This is a genomic window from Pseudomonas machongensis (genome assembly GCF_034961125.1).
GTDB classification, from domain to species: Bacteria; Pseudomonadota; Gammaproteobacteria; order Pseudomonadales; family Pseudomonadaceae; genus Aquipseudomonas; species Aquipseudomonas machongensis.
Window position 1 is genome coordinate 1 of the sequence record NZ_JAYFUI010000189.1, and the last position, 15338, is coordinate 15338.

The window sequence follows — 15338 nt, forward strand, 5'->3', positions numbered from 1 at the left end:
ATCATCGTGATGAATAACCAGCTCAGCTTTTGCAACGTCCACACCCACGATCAATCTGTCTACCTGCATTGCCATGGGCGGTACCTCACGTTATGGTTTCGGGGCTTGAGGGGGTTTCACCAAGAGGCGCTGGCTTGCTTCTATCGTCGCTTGCAAACGATGCATTCTTTATCGGCGCTTTGGTGGAAGGGGTGGGGCGATGTCTCCCACGGTCTGTACTGCTGCGAACAGTCAGAATCGGGCATTTAGTCCCACCACCCCTTCAAGTCTAACCATACAAGCGGGCTTGCCCGCGAAAAGGCCGACGCGCGATTCAAGCCTGAACCGCGACCCGCCCGCGCCGCACCACCAGACTGTCGACCACCCACATCACTACCATCGACACGCCCACCAGCGGGAACACGACACCCAGCACCAGCATCACCGTCACCGCCGTCTTCCAGCGCGGCAGGTCATGCCGCAGCGGCGGTACGCCAAGCCCACCGGACGGGCGGCGCTTCCACCACATCACCAACCCGCTCACCGAGCCCAGCAGGATCATCAGGCACACCAGCAGGATGACGATCTGGTTGAGCGGCCCGAACATCTTGCCCTCGTGCAGCATCACCCCAAGCTCGGTGGCGCGGGCTACCGGGCTGTAGTCGTGCCAGCGCACGTCGGCCAGGACCTTGCCGGTGTACTGGTCGACATGCAGGGTGGCGTCGTTACGCGGATCATCGGCGAACACCGCGATGGTGAACACGCCTTCAGCGGTGCTCGGCGAGGTGATGCTGTAGCCCGGCGCCACGCCGCGGGCGTTGGCCAGATCCTCGACCTGCTGCAGAGTGATCTGCGGCGCGGCCGGGGCGCTGTGCATGCCGTGATGGCCCATGTGCTCGGCATGCGCGCCGGACACCGGCATCGGCGTGTTCTCCAGTGCCCAGGGCACGGTCTGGCGATGAGCGCTATTCAGCGCGCCGGCCTGCTGGTCGGATTTCGGTACGTCGTTCCACATCGCCGCCGGGAAACGGTTCCACAGGTCGGCGTACTGCTTGCCCCACAGCCCGGTCCAGGTCATGCCGCTGAGCAGCATCAGCAACAGCAGCGCCGAACCCCAGAAGCCACTGACCGCATGCAGGTCGCGCCACAGCACGCGACCGCGTGCCGACAGGCGTGGCCACAGTACGCCACGGCTGTTGCGGCCACGTGGCCACCACAGATAAAGCCCCGACACCACCAGCACGATGCCCCAGCCTGCGGCCAGCTCCACCAGCCGATCGCCGACGGTGCCGACCATCAGCTCGCCATGCAGGGCGCGGGCGATGGCCTGCAGGTTCTGCTTGCCGTCCTGCGCGCCCAGCACCTTGGCGCTGTACGGGTCGACGAATACGTTCAGTTCGCGGCCACCGTCATGCACCACGAACTGCGCGCTGCGCTCGGCGTTCAGCGGTGGCAGGTACTGGCCGACATGGCCCTGTGGATAAGCCTGACGCACCTGGGTCAGCAGCGTGTCGGCGCTCTGGCGCTGCTGGCCGGCCTCGACCACCATCAGGTCGCGGTACATCCACGGGTCGAGCTGCGGCTTGAACAAATAGATGATCCCGGTGATCGCCAGCAGGATCATGAAAGGCGCGACGAACAGCCCGGCATAGAAATGCCAGCGCCAGGCCAGGTTGTAGAAGGATTGCTTTGGTTTGCTCATGGAGCCTCCCGTTCGACCAGGTGGGGCGCGGTCAGGCCCGCGCCCCGGTTGTTATTGTCAGAAGCTGAAATCGACCTTGGTCCAGAAGGTCCTGCCCGGCTCGTTGACCGGCTGCGGGTCTGCCGCCGGGTAGCCGAACCCGGCGTTCCCGGCCAGGTTCAAGTGCTCGGCGTAGGCCTTGTCGAACAGGTTGTCGACGCCCGCGCTGAGCTTGAGGTTGTTGTTGACCTTGTAGGCACCGTTGAGCGAGAACACGCCGAAACCGCCGCTCTTCTCGTAGTCCTTGCCCACCACGTTGCCCTGGTTCTGGGCGATGCGGTTCTGCGCCGCGACCAGACGCCACAGCGCACCGACGCTCCAGGCATCGCGGCTGTAGGTCAGGCCCAGGCGACTTTCCAGCGGAGGCATCTGCGGCAGGGCCTTGCCATCGCTGCTGTTCTTGCCCCAGGCGTAGGCCAGCGTCGCGTCGGCTTTCCAGTTTTCGTCGAGCTTGTAGGCCGCGCCCAGCTCGCCGCCCATGATGCGGGCGTCGATGTTCTGCGCCTGGGTGCTGCTCATGCCCATCATGCTGCGGTAGTCGAACAGGATGTAGTCGCGGATCTGTCCGACGTAGCCGGAGGCCCAGGCTTGCAGGCGTTCGTCCTGGTACTGGATGCCGAAGTCGAGCTGGGTGGTTTTCTCCGGCTTGATGCTGTCGAAGGCGTTGACCGAGCCCCGCGGGCCGTTGGTTGGCGAGAACAGCTCCCAGTAGTCGGGGAAGCGCTGGGCGTGGCCAAGGCCGATGTAGCTGGTAGCGGAAATCGCCGCCAAGTCATGCTCGTAACGGATGAAGCCGCTGGGCAGGGTATCGGCGCGGGTATCGCCGTTGGTGGCGCTGGCCTGGCGGAAGTCGCGGGCCGAGGCACGGTCCAGGCGCGCGCCGCTGATCAGGCGATCTTCGCCGGTGGCGTACCAGGTCAACTCGCTGAACACGCCGTAGTTATGGAAGTCGGCGTCCTTGGTCCAGGCCTGGCCCTTGTGCGCATCGACGCCCATGCCGCCACGTTTGCGGTGTTCGTTGGTCTGCGCGTCGATGCCGCTGATCAACTGTACGTCGGCCCAGCGCCAGGTCGCCTTGATACGTGCGCCGAGGGTGCGCCGATCGACGTTGCTGACCATGGGCATGCCCATCATGCCGCTGCCCGAGGGCGTGCGCAGGCTGTAGTTGTCCATCACGTGGTCGGCATAGTTGTAGTAGACCTGCGCCTCGACCTTGTCGAGCACCTCGCCGAGGTTGGACTTTTCAAAGCGCAGGCCCAGGCTTTCGCGCTTGAACTGCGAGCCGTCCATGCCGCGTCCGGCGTAGCGCGCTTCGCCATCGCCCTTGCCGGCGGTGAGTTCGAGCAGGGTGTCGGTATCCGGGGTCCAGCCGAGGGTCACGTCGCCGTTCCATTTGTCCCAGCGCGAAGGCACGGTATCGCCGTTGCCGTCCTTGTAGTCGTCCGAGCGCGACTGGTTGCCGACGAAGCGAGCATAGGCCTGGCTGTTGCCGGCGGCGGCGTCGAGCACCTTGTCGAAGCGGCCGTTGGAGCCGGCGAGCAGGCTGGCGTTGACCCGGCTACCAAGGGGGCCGAATTTCTCCGGCTCACGCTCGAAGAGGATGGTGCCGGCCGAGCCGCCGGGGCCCCAGATCACGCTTTGCGGGCCTTTGATCACGGTCAGGCGGTCGTAGGTTTCCGGCGAGATGTACGAGGTCGGGGCGTCCATGCGGTTGGGGCAGGCGCCGAGCATCACGCCGCCGTTGGTGAGGATGTTCAGGCGCGAGCCGAACATGCCGCGCAGCACCGGGTCGCCGTTGGTGCCGCCGGAGCGGATGGCTGAGAAGCCGGGGATGGTCTTGAGGTAGTCGGCGCCGTCGCTGGCTGGCACCGGCTGACGTGGATCCTTGGGGTTGGTGACTACGGTCAGCGGCGAGCTGGGCGCGATGGCGGTGATCACCGTCGGGCTCAGCTCCGGGGCGTCATGGCCTTCGTGGCCCGGCTCGACGGCGAGCGCCAGCGGGCTCAGCAGCGAGCCGCAGAGCATGGCGAGGGTCCCATGGCGGGACAGGGCAGAAACAGGGGTGCAGCCGGACATAATGATTCCAGTCGATCAGTCATGAGGAAGCGCGAAGCCTCCTGGCTTCGGGCGTGAAACGGGGTGGTCAGACGTTGATCGATGGAGGTGGGGCGCGGCTGCGGGCACCGGGAAACACCGCTTGCAGGGCATGGCCCTGGCGGGTCGGGTAGGTGGCGAGGGTGGTCGGGATGGTGCTGGTGAGGCTGAGTGGGCTGAGGGTCTGGGGCAGGGCGGGGCAGTTGAACAGCAAACTGCAGTAGCCGCACTTCTCCCAATCCGCGTGCAACTGGCCGTCGTTGCCGTGACCGTGGTGGTCTTGTCCGGCATGCGGGTGCCCCGCGGCCATGGGCATGTCCATGGCCATGCTCATGTTCATGTTCATGCCGGCGTGGTGATCCATCGGCATCGACTGGGAAACCAGCGGGCCGATGAAAATCATCCACATGGCGAACAGGCTCAGCCAGCCGCCACCGACGCGCCTGCGATCAGGGCGGGTGCTGCGGGCTGTGCTGTTGCGCGGCAGGCTCACGACGAGCGCCTGTCAGCGGTCAGTGCGCGTGTTCGTGTCCTGCCTGGTCGGCGGGCGGCTGCTTCTGCACGGCGACGTCGACGGTGATGTCGCCGGCTTTCTCGAAGTGCAGGGTGAGCGGGAAGCGCTTGCCGTCGGTGAGCAGGCTGCGGTCCTTGGGCTGCATCAGCATCACGTGGTAGGCGCTGGGGGCGAAGGTCAGGTCCTTGCCTGCGGGCACGACCACACTCGGTACCTGCTGCATCTTCATGGCGCCGGCAGCGGTCTTGACGTGTTCGTGCAACTGGACGTCATCGCTGACCGGGCTTTCGACGCTCAACAGGCGGTCATCGACCTTGCCGTTGTTGTGAACGATGAAATACGCCGCGACATTGGGCGCGTTCGGTGGCAGCTCCAGCGACCAGGGGTGGGCGATATGCAGGTCGCCGACACTGTATTCGTGGGCGTTGGCGAAGGCGCTGGGCAGCAGCAGGGTGGCCAGGATGAGGGCTTGCTTGAGCATGGTGAGTCTCCGGTCTGTACAGGTTCAGGAACAGCGTCTTGAACTCAGGCCAACGGAGAGGCTCGCGGATTGAGCGCCGGCCAGAGCTGGCGCGGTGTGGGCTGGTGCGTGGCGAGTGGTGGTGCCTGGCCGAAGCGCAGTTGCAGCGGGCTGTGCAGTTGCGGTGCGTGGCTGGCCAGGGCGAGCACAGGCGAGGCACCCGAGCAGCACCAGCAGTGCTGCATGTTGGAGTGGTCGTCCTGTTGGCCCAGGTCGATCTTGGCCAGGGCCTGGACATCGAGCTTGGCCTTGCCCGCGCCAGTCGAGCAGAAGGCACCCCACAGCAGCTGTTCGGCCGGGCCCTTGGGCGCGGCAGAAGACAGCGGCATGGCCAGCAGGTTGAACAGCACTGCAAGGCAGGCTATCCAGGCGATGTGCCGACGTGGGGGCATGGAGAGATCCGGTCAGGAATCAGGTGGCTATTGTACGGCGGAGTATAGGTAAAAATGCGGGGGTGCGGTGAAGTGCCGCAGTTGCTGTTGCACAGCCGGTAAAAGCGGCGTTGTGTTCTTCGCGGGCAAGCCCGCTCCTACAGGAGCCCCGCAGTGTTCACCTCGACGGGGCATTTGTGGGGGCGGGCTTGCCCGCGAAGCAGTCACCGCCGGTATCAGGCCTTGCCGCGTCCCAGCAACCCGCGCACGGTTTCCTGCAGGTCCGCTGGCAACACCACCACCTTGGAGTTGTCGCTGCCTGCCAGGTTCTCCATTGCGCCTATGTAGCGCTCACCCAGCAGGTACATGGCCGGGGTGGTTTCATTGCCCACCGCTTCACGCACCAGGCTGATCGCCCGGGCCGAAGCCTCGGCGAGGCTGATCTGCGCCTCGGCGTCCAGCCGTGCCGCTTGCAGGCGAGCCTCGGCTTCGAGAATGGCGGCCTGCTTGGCGCCCTCGGCGCGGGTCACGTCGGCCTTTCGTTCACGCTCGGCTGCGGCCTGGCGCTCCATGGCCTTCTGCATGTTTTCGGAAGGCTTGATGTCCTGGATCTCCACCGAGCGTACGGTCACGCCCCAGTCTTCGGTCTGCTCGGACATCGCCTCGCGCAGGCGCGCCTTGATCTGCTCGCGGCTCGACAACGCCTCGTCGAGGTCCATTGCACCGACGATGGCACGCAGCGAGGTCATGGTCAGGCTGGTGACGGCGAAGGAGAAGTTCTGCACGCCGTAGGAGGCCTTCTGCGGGTCGACCACCTTGGCGAAGCACAGGGCGTTGGCGACGATCACCGCGTTGTCGCGGGTGATGATTTCCTGTTGCTGCACGTCGAGGATGATGTCCTTGGTCGGCAGGCGGTAGGCGACCACGTCCATGTACGGCACCAGGATGTTCAGGCCGGGCTTGAGGGTGCTGTGGTAGCGGCCCAGACGCTCGACGATCCATTCCTCGCCCTGGGGCACGATGCGCACCCCCTTGAACAGGGTGATCAGAACGAACAGGGCGATGGCGCCGACGACGATGAGGCTGGTCATTGCAAGCTTCCTTTCAGTACGGATTCAGGGGCGGGTAACCCGCGCGGTGTTGCCTTCGATGGCGGCCAGACGAACGCGCTCGCCAGCAGGGATGTCGCTGTCGGCGACGCAGGTCCACTCCTCGTTGCCGAGGATGGGCTTCTGGAAGCGCACCCGGCCTTTCTGGAACTGCGACACGCTGGCGGTCAGCAGCCCGACTTCACCGATCACGCTGTCGGCGGTCCAGCGTACGTCTGGCTTCTTGCGCCGGAACAGCTTGAACCACAGCAGGGTGGTGAGGGAGGAGAATGCCACCCACAGCAGCACCTGCATGTCCAGTTGCAGGGCCGGGGCGGCCAGGGCGATCAGCGACACCAGGATGGCGCCGATGCCGAACCAGAGAATGAAGAACGTAGGCAGGACCAGTTCGAGCAGGACCAGGGCGATGCCGAAGACGAGCCAGATCCACCATTGCATTTCCATATGGGCAGGGCCTTGCGGTGAGGGGGCTTGAAGTTTAAGGCAGGGGACGCGGGAAGACTATTGGCAGTGGAGGATGGCAGCGTCGGAAACTGCCGGGGCCGCTGCGACTCGTTCCGCGATTGGACTGCGCTGCTCATATCGACAAGGCTTCGCGCAACTGCGCCACCGATCCGAACAGGCGATCCACCTCCGGCAGTTCCGGTCGCTTCAACACCAGCACCGGCACCCCACGCTCGCGCGCCACTTCAAGCTTTGGCTCGGTCGCGGCGCTGCCACTGTTCTTGCTGACCAGTACATCGATCTGGCGCCGCTCGAACAGCGCTCGTTCATCCTCGAGGTGGAACGGCCCCCGTGCGCCGATCACCTCGCAACGTTCATTGCCCGGGCAGGTTTCCAGGGCACGCAAGGTCCAGAACTGGTGGGCCGGAATGTCTTCGAGATGTTGCAGCGGCTCGCGCCCCAGGGTGAACAAAGGGCGCTTGAAAGGCGCCAATGCGTCGATCAACGCATCCCAGCCCTCGACTTCGCGCCAGTCGTCGCCCGGCTGTGGCTGCCAGGCGGGGCGGCGCAAGGCCCAGCAGGGAATGCCCGCCGCCTTCGCCGCCTGTGCGGCATTGGCGCTGATCTGTGCGGCATAGGGGTGGGTGGCGTCGATCAGCAGCTCGATCCGTTCGCGCTGCAGGTAGTCGGCCAGGCCGTCGGCCCCGCCGTAACCGCCCACCCGCACCTGGCAGGCCAGGTCCTGTGGGATACGGCCGATACCGGCGAGGCTGTAGACATGCTCCGGCCCCAGCAACCGGGCGATGGCCAGCGCCTCGGTGACGCCGCCCAGCAACAAGATACGGCCGCTCATTGCACACCCGCCTTGCCGACGACACCGCCCTGGCGGTCGATGGCGAAGACCTCGACCTGTACCTGTGCAGGCACCACGCTGCGGGCGAATGCCAGGGCGTGGGCACAGACGGCATCGCCCAGGGCGATGCCGGCGGCATGGGCGAGAGCCAATGCCTGCTGGCTGGTGTTGGCGCCGACGATCGCCGCCTGCAGGGCGGCGTCTGCACCGATATCGGCGGCCCAGCCTGCCAGTTGAGGCAGGTCGATGCTCGAATGACGGCTGTGCAGGTCCATGTGGCCCGCGGCGAGCTTGCTGATCTTGCCGAAACCGCCGCACAGCGTCAGGCGTGGCACCGGTACCTTGCGCAGGTGCTTGAGCACCGCGCCGACGAAGTCGCCCATTTCGATCAGGGCGATTTCCGGCAGCCCATAGACCCGGCGCATGGTGTCTTCGCTGGCATTGCCGGTGCAGGCGGCGATGTGGGTGTAGCCGTTGGTGTGGGCAACGTCGATGCCCTGGTGGATCGAGGCGATGTAGGCCGAGCAGGAAAACGGCCGGACGATGCCGCTGGTGCCGAGGATCGACAGCCCGCCGAGAATGCCCAGCCGCGGGTTCATGGTCTTGAGCGCAAGCTCCGCGCCGCCCTGCACGTTCACCGTCACCTCGAATCCGCCCGCGTAGGCGCACTCGCCTGCCAGGCGCTGCAGGTGCTCGCTGATCATCCGCCGCGGCACCGGATTGATGGCAGGTTCCCCGACCGCCAGGACCAGGCCGGGACGTGTCACCGTGCCCACGCCTTGACCGGCGACGAAGCGCACGCCCGGCTCGTCGATCAGGCGCACCTGGCTGTAGAGCAGGGCACCGTGGGTCACGTCGGGATCGTCGCCTGCGTCTTTCACGGTGCCGGCCTCGGCGCGCTCGCCGTCTCGGCGGCAGAATTCCAGGCGCATCTGCACCTGCTTGCCCTTGGGCAGGGTGATCTGCACGGCGTCGGTGGACTGGCCGGTGAGCAGCAACTGCGCTGCCGCCAGGCTGGTGGCGGTGGCACAGCTGCCGGTGGTCAGGCCGCTGCGAAGTGGCGCGGGCTGTTCGCGGGTTTCTTCACGCATCGAGGGGTTTCACCACCTCGAGCAGCGTGATCGGCAAGGCCTGGCGCCAGGTATCGAAACTGCCCAGGGCCTGGGCCTGGGCCACATGGATGCGGGTCAGTTCGCCGCCATGCTGCTCACGAAAATGCGCCAGGGCCAGTTCGCTTTGCAGGGTCACGGCATTGGCTACCAGCCGCCCTCCAGGGCGCAGACGCTCCCAGCACAAGGGCAGTACGCCTTCGCCGGTGACGCCGCCGCCGATGAAAATGGCATCGGGGCGTTCGAGATCGGCCAGGGCTTGTGGCGCCTTGCCGCGAATCAACTGCAGGCCAGGAACGCCGAGCTGGTCGCGGTTGAATTCGATGAACGCCTGGCGACCTTCGTCGGCCTCGATGGCCAGTGCGCGGCAGCTGGGGTGGGCGCGCATCCATTCGATACCGATCGAGCCACAGCCGGCGCCGACATCCCACAGCAGTTCGCCTGGCTGTGGTGCCAGGCGTGCCAGGGTGATGGCGCGCACGTCGCGTTTGGTCAACTGGCCGTCGTGGCGAAAGGCGCTGTCGGGCAGGCCGCTGATGGGCGACAGGCGCGGGCTGTCCGGCGCGGCCTGGCATTCGATGGCGACCAGGTTCAGTGCTGCGACCTGGGCGTGTGGCCAGTCCTCTGCACTGCCGCTCAGGCGCTTCTCATCGGGGCCGCCCAAGTGTTCGAACACCTGCATCCGGCTCGGCCCGAAACCGCGTTCACGCAACAACTGCGCAATGGCCGCAGGGCTGTCGCCGTCATTGCTCAGCACCAGCAGGCGCACACCGCTGTAGAGTTGGGCATTGAGCGCCGCCAGCGGCCGCGCGACCACCGACACCACCTGCACCTCCTGCAACGGCCAGCCCAGACGGGCGGCGGCCAGGGCGCAGGAGGAGGGCATCGACAGCACCTGCATCTGTTCGGCCGGGACCTGGCGCGCGAGGCTTGCGCCAACGCCGTAGAACATCGGGTCGCCGCTGGCCAGCACGCACACGGGCTCGCCGTGCAGGGCCAGCACAGGGGCGAGGGAGAACGGGCTGGGCCAGGCCAGGCGCTCACCGACCACGCAGCGTGGCAACAGGGCCAGTTGGCGCGGGCTGCCGAAGATACGTGCAGCAGAAAGCAGCGCGCGCCGGGCCTGCTTGCCCAGGCCGCTGAAGCCGTCTTCGCCGATGCCTACTACTGTCAGCCAGGGGGTCATCTGATCATTTCCGTCGTGTTGGGAGTCGTGGGGCCCGTTTCGCAGGCAAGTCGCAGCGGCGAACCGCCGTTCCCATAGCTATCCGGACCTGCAGGATACCTGTGGGAGCGGGCTTGCCCGCGAAAAGGACGACACGGTCCTGATGCATTGCTCGACCATCGGCTTTTCATGCCGCCGGACAAAGCAGGCATAATACCGCGCCTTCTACACTGAAGCGCGTCTTCACGATTGCCGGAATCCCCCTTGAAGCCACCCCACACACCCGCCGTTTCGCCCCGCCCCTCGGCTTGCCCGGGGTTGTGGCGCATCGTCGCGGCGCGTGATGGCGGCATTTGCCGGATCAAACTGCCCGGCGGCCTGCTGCTGGCCGAGCAGGCAGAGGCGGTGGCCGAGGCTGCCGAGCGCTTCGCCGGCGGGGTGATCGAGGCAACCAACCGCGCCAACTTGCAGATACGCGGTATCGGCGACCACCACCTGGCGCTGGTCGGGCACCTGCTCGATGTCGGCCTCGGCCCGCGCGAGGCGGCCGGTGACGATGTCCGCAACCTGATGCTCAGCCCGTTGGCCGGTGTCGATCCGGCGATGCTGATCGACATCCGGCCCTTGGCCGGGCAGATCCTGCACCTGCTGGAAACCACCCCGCGTCTGCATGAACTGTCGGCCAAGTTCGCCGTGCAGCTCGACGCGGGGGAGTCCCTGGCGATGCTCGCGCACCCCCATGACCTGTGGCTGTCGGCGCTGTTGCTTGACCGGCAGGTGTGGCTGGCCTTCGGGCTGGCGGGCTGCCCGGGCGATGGCGCAACCCTTGGCGCCGTCCCGCTGGAGCAGGGGGTGGCATTGGTGCAGGCGGTGCTGGAGCGCTTCCTCGACCTGGCCACGCCCGAGCAGACACGGATGCGCCAGTTGCTGCAGACCTGCCCCGTGCAGGATTTCGTCGAAGGGCTGGGCCTGCCGATTCGTCGCGACAGCGCTGTGCGTCAATGGCGGCGTGTGCCTGCCACACCGCGCTGGCTCGGTGTGTTGGCTCAGCGTGAGGGCAGTGCGTTCGGCGTGGCGCCGCCGCTGGGGCGCTTGACGCCCGCCATGCTGCGCGGCCTGGCCAGGCTTGCGCGCGAGGCCGGAGATGGCAGCCTGCGGCTCACGCCCTGGCAGAGTCTGGTGCTGCCGAACTTCGATCCATCGCTGCTCGCGCAGGCCCAAGCCGAGACAAAGGCGCTGGGCATGATCAACGACGTCTTGCAGCCACTTGCACGCATCAGCGCTTGCACCGGTTCCAGTGGTTGCGCCAAGGGCCAGTCCGACACCAAGGCCGATGCGCAGGTGATTGCCGGCCTGCTGCACCATGGCGCCCCGGCCAGTGTGCACCTGTCGGGCTGCCCGCGTTCCTGTGCCGTGGCCCATGTCGCCCCGGCCACCCTGCTGGCCCGCGCCCCGGGCCGTTATGACCTTTATTTTCGCGATGCACGCCTGCCGGGTTTCGGCCGACTGCGCGCATCCGACCTTACCCCAGAAGAAGCAGGCGCCATGCTCGACCTGCCGACGGAGCACCTTGATGATTGACTACATCCGCGATGGTCAGGAGATCTATCGCAATTCCTTCCGCATCATTCGCGAGGAGGCCCGCCTGGAGCGGATTCCGGCCGATCTGGAAAAGCTCGCGGTGCGGGTGATCCACGCCTGCGGCATGGTCGAGGCCATCGACGGCCTGCAGTTTTCCGAAGGTGCCGGAACGGCGGGGCGCCAGGCCCTGGCCAAGGGCGCACCGATTCTCTGCGACGCGCACATGGTTGCCGAAGGTATCACCCGCGCGCGTCTGCCGGCCGACAACCCGGTCATCTGCACCCTGCGTGATCCCAGCGTGCCGGGCCTGGCCAAGGACGCCGGCAACACCCGCTCGGCGGTGGCCCTCGAGCTGTGGCGCCCGCATCTGGAGGGCAGCGTGGTGGTGATCGGCAATGCCCCGACCGCGCTGTTCTACTTGCTGGAAATGCTCGACGCGGGTGCGCCCAAGCCTGCGTTGATCCTGGGCTTCCCGGTAGGCTTCGTCGGCGCTGCCGAGTCCAAGGCGATGCTGGCCGCCGACAGCCGTGGTGTGCCGGTCGTCATCATGCAGGGGCGCCTGGGTGGTAGCGCCATGGCCGCCGCTGCTGTCAATGCGCTCGCCACGGAGGTGGAATGATGCAGCCCCGTGGACGTCTGCTCGGCCTGGGGGTTGGCCCTGGCGACCCGGAACTGATCACGGTCAAGGCCCTGCGCCTGCTGCGCGAGGCGCCGGTAGTGGCGTATTTCGTGGCCAAGGGCAAGCGCGGCAATGCCTTCGGTATCATCGAGGCGCACCTGCAGGCGCAGCAGACCCTGCTGCCGCTGGTGTATCCGGTCACCACCGAGGTGCTGCCGGCACCGCTGTCGTACGAGCAGGTGATCAGCGACTTCTACGACGAAGCCAGCGTGCAGGTGGCCGAACACCTGGACGCCGGTCGTGATGTGGCGGTGATCTGCGAAGGCGATCCGTTCTTCTACGGCTCCTACATGTACCTGCACGATCGCCTGGCCCAGCGCTATGAGGCCGAGGTGATCCCGGGCGTGTGCTCGATGCTCGGCGGGGCGTCCGTACTCGGTGCGCCGCTGGTCTACCGCAACCAGACCCTGACCGTACTCTCCGGTGTATTGCCCCACGAAGAACTCAAGCGCCGCCTGGCCGATGCCGACGCTGCAGTGATCATGAAGCTTGGGCGCAACTTCCCCAAGGTGCGCGAGGTGCTTGCCGAGCTGGACCTGGACGGTCGCGCGTTGTACGTGGAGCGCGCAACCATGGCCAACCAGAAGATCGTCGCGCTGGACGCGGTTGATCCGCAGTCTTCGCCGTATTTCTCGCTGATCGTGGTACCGGGTGAAAAATGGCAGGGATGAACAGCGACAAGGCACCGGTCATCGTCATTCTCGGCCCTGGCAGCCTGGCCACCGCCCAGCGAATCCAGCAGCGTTATCCACAGGCGCGGGTTTACGGCCTGAGCGGCCGGGTCGAAGGTGTCGAGCACTGCTACGAATCCTTCGGCGACACCCTGCGCGGCCTGTACCGCGAGGGTGCGCCGATCATCGCCCTGTGCGCGGCCGGGATCGTCATTCGCACCCTGGCGCCCCTGCTTGACGAGAAGGGCGCCGAGCCGCCGGTGCTGGCGGTGGCGGAGGACGGCAGCGCCGTGGTACCGCTGCTGGGCGGCCTGAGCGGCGTCAATGTCATGGCGCGGGAGATCGGTGAGGTGCTGGGGGTGGCGGCGGCCATCACCACCAGCGGTGAGCTGCGTTTCGGCACCTGCCTGCTCAATCCGCCGGCAGGCTACGCCTTGGCGGACCTGGAGCAGGGCAAGCGCTTCGTCTCTGACCTGCTGGCCGGCGAGAGCGTGCGCATCGAAGGCGCGGCGCCCTGGCTGGCCCAGGCGCAACTGCCCGAAGACGCAGCAGCCCGACGCAGTATTCATGTCGGCTGCCAGGCGCGTCCTGCCAGCCGCGACGAGTTGCTGATCCATGTGCGTTCGGTGTTGGTCGCGGTTCAGGCCGGGCAGGCCGATCTGCCTGCCCGTGTGCATGACGCCCTGGCTGCGGCGAATATCGCCGATGCATCGCTGGCGTGCTTGCTGGCTGGCGACGAGGCGATGGCCGAGCCCGCCGTGCACGACGCCGCCCGCAGCCTGGGTGTGCCCCTGCGATTCGCTCCAGCAGGTGGCAGCCTGGTCGAGATGGCCGGGCAGGCGCTGGAGGGCGCGCAACTGATCGAACAGGGCGGGGTGGTCATCGCTGTGGCGCCGTCGCCGATCGACCCGTTGCAGGTCGGGCGCGCGCGCGGCCGCCTGGCGGTGATCGGCCTGGGCCCGGGAGCCGCCGAATTCATGGTGCCAGCAGTAAAGGCCGAATTGGCCCGTGCCGACGATGTACTGGGTTACGAAACCTATGTGCGCATGGCTGGCCCTTTCCGCGCCGATCAAGTGCTGCACTGCACCGACAACCGCGAGGAGATGCAACGTGCGCGGCACGCCTTCGAGCTCGCAGCGCAAGGGCGCTCGGTGGTTGTGGTGTCTTCCGGCGATCCTGGCGTGTTCGCCATGGCGGCTGCGGTGCTCGAGGCACTGCACGAGTCCAGCGATGCGGCCTGGCATCGCGTCGACCTGCAGATTCTGCCCGGCGTTTCGGCCTCCTTGGCCACTGCCGCCCAGGCTGGTGCACCGTTGGGGCACGACTTCTGTGTGATGTCGCTGTCGGACAACCTCAAGCCCTGGTCGATCATCGAGAAGCGCCTGGACCTGGCGGCACAGGCCGACCTGGTGCTGGCCTTCTACAACCCGATCTCCCGCGCCCGGCCTTGGCAGCTGGGGCAGGCCGTGGAGATCGTTCGCCGTCATCGAGATGGGCAGACCCCTGTCGTCCTGGGGCGCGATATCGGCAGACCGGGGCAGACACTGAGTGTCGTCACTCTGGCGGAGCTGCTGCCGGAGATGGTCGATATGCGCACGATGGTGCTGGTTGGCTCCAGTACCACCACCGTGTTCAAGCATCCCGATGGCATGCAGTGGGTCTATACCCCACGCTGGTATCCCCCGCACCATTGACCTTATTGGAACTCCTTCAGCCCGCCAGATCGAGCTGGCGCTGGCTAACGTGGTCGCCCCTGGTGTTCAGGGGCAACCCAAAGGAGTTTCACATGAGCGATGATAAACAAGTCACCACCACCGACGCCGGCCTGCTGGTCGAGGGCAACTTGCTGGCGTGCGGTGCGGGCATGACGGCGCAAAGCCGCCACGACGTGAAGAATGCGTTTCACTTCGCCACCCTCGTCGCCGACAAGGCGCTGGATATCGAAGAGAACGGCAAGGCCTGGTACGAAAAATTCCTCGACGCGATGCGTGACCTCGGCTTCACCACTCCCCACCGCAGTTTCGAACTGGAGACCTCTTCGGAGGTGAAAGTCACGCTGGGCGCGGTGGCCGTTCGTGTCATCGGTGCAGCCGGCAGTGCACTGCTGGGCGGCACCACGCTGGGCGTACTGGCCAAGAAGGGGTTCGACAAGCTTACCAACGTCGAAAACGATACCCGCATCATCCACCACAAGAAAAAGAGCAAGGCCAGGGGCGTGGTCGGGATGGCGGCTTGCCTGGAAACCGAGCAAGGCGATGTGGTCATGGTGATGAGCTGCGTGCGGGCGACGGAGCCGAACGTGGATGAAGATGTGCTGGGGGTGCAGTTCCAGATCGAGAAGTCGGAGTACTACGCCGGTCATGCAGTGCTGACGCTGAACAATTTCGTCTACGACAAAGTGCGTGCCACGGTGGAAGAGAAGCTCGGCGTGCGCAGTGTCGAGAACGTTCTGCAGTACGACATCTGATCACGGGCGCGGGCCTTCGGGCACCGCGCTTTTCAGTTTCT

At 66.3% G+C, this 15338-nt stretch carries 16 protein-coding genes; 6 read left to right on the plus strand and 10 right to left on the minus strand.

What is annotated here, in order from left to right:
* Positions 1-249, plus strand: a 249-nt coding sequence (locus VA602_RS22120; RefSeq protein WP_323454349.1) for a hypothetical protein, incomplete at its 5' end; no start/stop codon positions are given.
* Positions 250-313: 64 nt separating this feature from the next.
* Here the strand turns inward: VA602_RS22120 and VA602_RS22125 are convergent.
* From VA602_RS22125 to cbiE, 10 genes are all read right to left on the minus strand, one after another.
* Positions 314-1681, minus strand: a complete 1368-nt coding sequence (locus VA602_RS22125; protein ID WP_323454350.1) for a PepSY-associated TM helix domain-containing protein — start codon at positions 1679-1681, stop codon at positions 314-316.
* Between the two features lie 57 nt (positions 1682-1738).
* On the minus strand, positions 1739-3796 hold the full coding sequence (locus VA602_RS22130; protein WP_323454351.1) for a TonB-dependent copper receptor: 2058 nt from the start codon (positions 3794-3796) through the stop codon (positions 1739-1741).
* 67 nt (positions 3797-3863) lie between these two features.
* On the minus strand, positions 3864-4307 hold the full coding sequence (locus VA602_RS22135) for a DUF2946 domain-containing protein (RefSeq protein WP_323454352.1): 444 nt from the start codon (positions 4305-4307) through the stop codon (positions 3864-3866).
* Positions 4308-4326: 19 nt separating this feature from the next.
* Positions 4327-4809, minus strand: coding sequence for a copper chaperone PCu(A)C (locus VA602_RS22140; protein ID WP_323454353.1), 483 nt, complete (start codon positions 4807-4809; stop codon positions 4327-4329).
* A gap of 44 nt (positions 4810-4853) precedes the next feature.
* Positions 4854-5240: a DUF2946 domain-containing protein gene (locus tag VA602_RS22145; RefSeq protein ID WP_054894579.1), complete on the minus strand. Its 387-nt coding sequence runs from the start codon at positions 5238-5240 to the stop codon at positions 4854-4856.
* Positions 5241-5455: 215 nt separating this feature from the next.
* Positions 5456-6310: an SPFH domain-containing protein gene (locus tag VA602_RS22150; protein ID WP_153774094.1), complete on the minus strand. Its 855-nt coding sequence runs from the start codon at positions 6308-6310 to the stop codon at positions 5456-5458.
* A 24-nt stretch (positions 6311-6334) separates the two neighbouring features.
* A complete protein-coding gene (locus VA602_RS22155; RefSeq protein ID WP_054894581.1) occupies positions 6335-6772 on the minus strand; it encodes an NfeD family protein in 438 nt (145 codons plus the stop codon).
* Positions 6773-6905: 133 nt separating this feature from the next.
* A complete protein-coding gene (locus tag VA602_RS22160) occupies positions 6906-7625 on the minus strand; it encodes a cobalt-precorrin-6A reductase (RefSeq protein ID WP_323454354.1) in 720 nt (239 codons plus the stop codon).
* Positions 7622-8716 (minus strand): cobalt-precorrin-5B (C(1))-methyltransferase, encoded by a 1095-nt coding sequence (locus VA602_RS22165; RefSeq protein ID WP_323454355.1) that lies wholly within the window; start codon positions 8714-8716, stop codon positions 7622-7624. Before VA602_RS22165 ends, VA602_RS22160 begins: the two co-directional genes overlap by 4 nt.
* Positions 8709-9920, minus strand: coding sequence for a precorrin-6y C5,15-methyltransferase (decarboxylating) subunit CbiE (gene cbiE / locus VA602_RS22170; protein WP_323454356.1), 1212 nt, complete (start codon positions 9918-9920; stop codon positions 8709-8711). The genes VA602_RS22165 and cbiE overlap by 8 nt, the downstream gene beginning before the upstream one ends.
* A gap of 228 nt (positions 9921-10148) precedes the next feature.
* On the opposite strand from cbiE, the gene cobG reads away from it, so the two are divergent.
* From cobG to VA602_RS22195, 5 genes are all read left to right on the plus strand, one after another.
* Positions 10149-11480, plus strand: coding sequence for a precorrin-3B synthase (gene cobG / locus VA602_RS22175; RefSeq protein ID WP_323454357.1), 1332 nt, complete (start codon positions 10149-10151; stop codon positions 11478-11480).
* Positions 11473-12099 carry a precorrin-8X methylmutase gene (locus VA602_RS22180; RefSeq protein WP_323454358.1) on the plus strand — a complete coding sequence of 209 codons (627 nt, stop codon included), beginning with the start codon at positions 11473-11475 and terminating at the stop codon, positions 12097-12099. The genes cobG and VA602_RS22180 overlap by 8 nt, the downstream gene beginning before the upstream one ends.
* Positions 12096-12830, plus strand: a complete 735-nt coding sequence (locus VA602_RS22185; protein ID WP_197892425.1) for a precorrin-2 C(20)-methyltransferase — start codon at positions 12096-12098, stop codon at positions 12828-12830. Before VA602_RS22180 ends, VA602_RS22185 begins: the two co-directional genes overlap by 4 nt.
* Positions 12818-14524: a precorrin-3B C(17)-methyltransferase gene (gene cobJ, locus VA602_RS22190; RefSeq protein ID WP_323454359.1), complete on the plus strand. Its 1707-nt coding sequence runs from the start codon at positions 12818-12820 to the stop codon at positions 14522-14524. The genes VA602_RS22185 and cobJ overlap by 13 nt, the downstream gene beginning before the upstream one ends.
* Positions 14525-14616: 92 nt before the next feature.
* Complete coding sequence (locus tag VA602_RS22195) at positions 14617-15297, plus strand: hypothetical protein (RefSeq protein ID WP_323454360.1); 681 nt, start codon at positions 14617-14619, stop codon at positions 15295-15297.
* Positions 15298-15338 lie beyond the last annotated feature (41 nt).

Coding starts and splice junctions, on each gene's coding strand:
- VA602_RS22155 (WP_054894581.1), bottom strand. CDS start 6,772: ATGGAAATGCAATGGTGGATCTGGCTCGTCTTCGGCATCGCCCTGGTC.
- VA602_RS22145 (WP_054894579.1), bottom strand. CDS start 5,240: ATGCCCCCACGTCGGCACATCGCCTGGATAGCCTGCCTTGCAGTGCTG.
- VA602_RS22125 (WP_323454350.1), bottom strand. CDS start 1,681: ATGAGCAAACCAAAGCAATCCTTCTACAACCTGGCCTGGCGCTGGCAT.
- VA602_RS22165 (WP_323454355.1), bottom strand. CDS start 8,716: ATGCGTGAAGAAACCCGCGAACAGCCCGCGCCACTTCGCAGCGGCCTG.
- VA602_RS22150 (WP_153774094.1), bottom strand. CDS start 6,310: ATGACCAGCCTCATCGTCGTCGGCGCCATCGCCCTGTTCGTTCTGATC.
- VA602_RS22195 (WP_323454360.1), top strand. CDS start 14,617: ATGAGCGATGATAAACAAGTCACCACCACCGACGCCGGCCTGCTGGTC.
- VA602_RS22160 (WP_323454354.1), bottom strand. CDS start 7,625: ATGAGCGGCCGTATCTTGTTGCTGGGCGGCGTCACCGAGGCGCTGGCC.
- VA602_RS22185 (WP_197892425.1), top strand. CDS start 12,096: ATGATGCAGCCCCGTGGACGTCTGCTCGGCCTGGGGGTTGGCCCTGGC.
- VA602_RS22130 (WP_323454351.1), bottom strand. CDS start 3,796: ATGTCCGGCTGCACCCCTGTTTCTGCCCTGTCCCGCCATGGGACCCTC.
- cobJ (WP_323454359.1), top strand. CDS start 12,818: ATGGCAGGGATGAACAGCGACAAGGCACCGGTCATCGTCATTCTCGGC.
- cbiE (WP_323454356.1), bottom strand. CDS start 9,920: ATGACCCCCTGGCTGACAGTAGTAGGCATCGGCGAAGACGGCTTCAGC.
- VA602_RS22180 (WP_323454358.1), top strand. CDS start 11,473: ATGATTGACTACATCCGCGATGGTCAGGAGATCTATCGCAATTCCTTC.
- VA602_RS22140 (WP_323454353.1), bottom strand. CDS start 4,809: ATGCTCAAGCAAGCCCTCATCCTGGCCACCCTGCTGCTGCCCAGCGCC.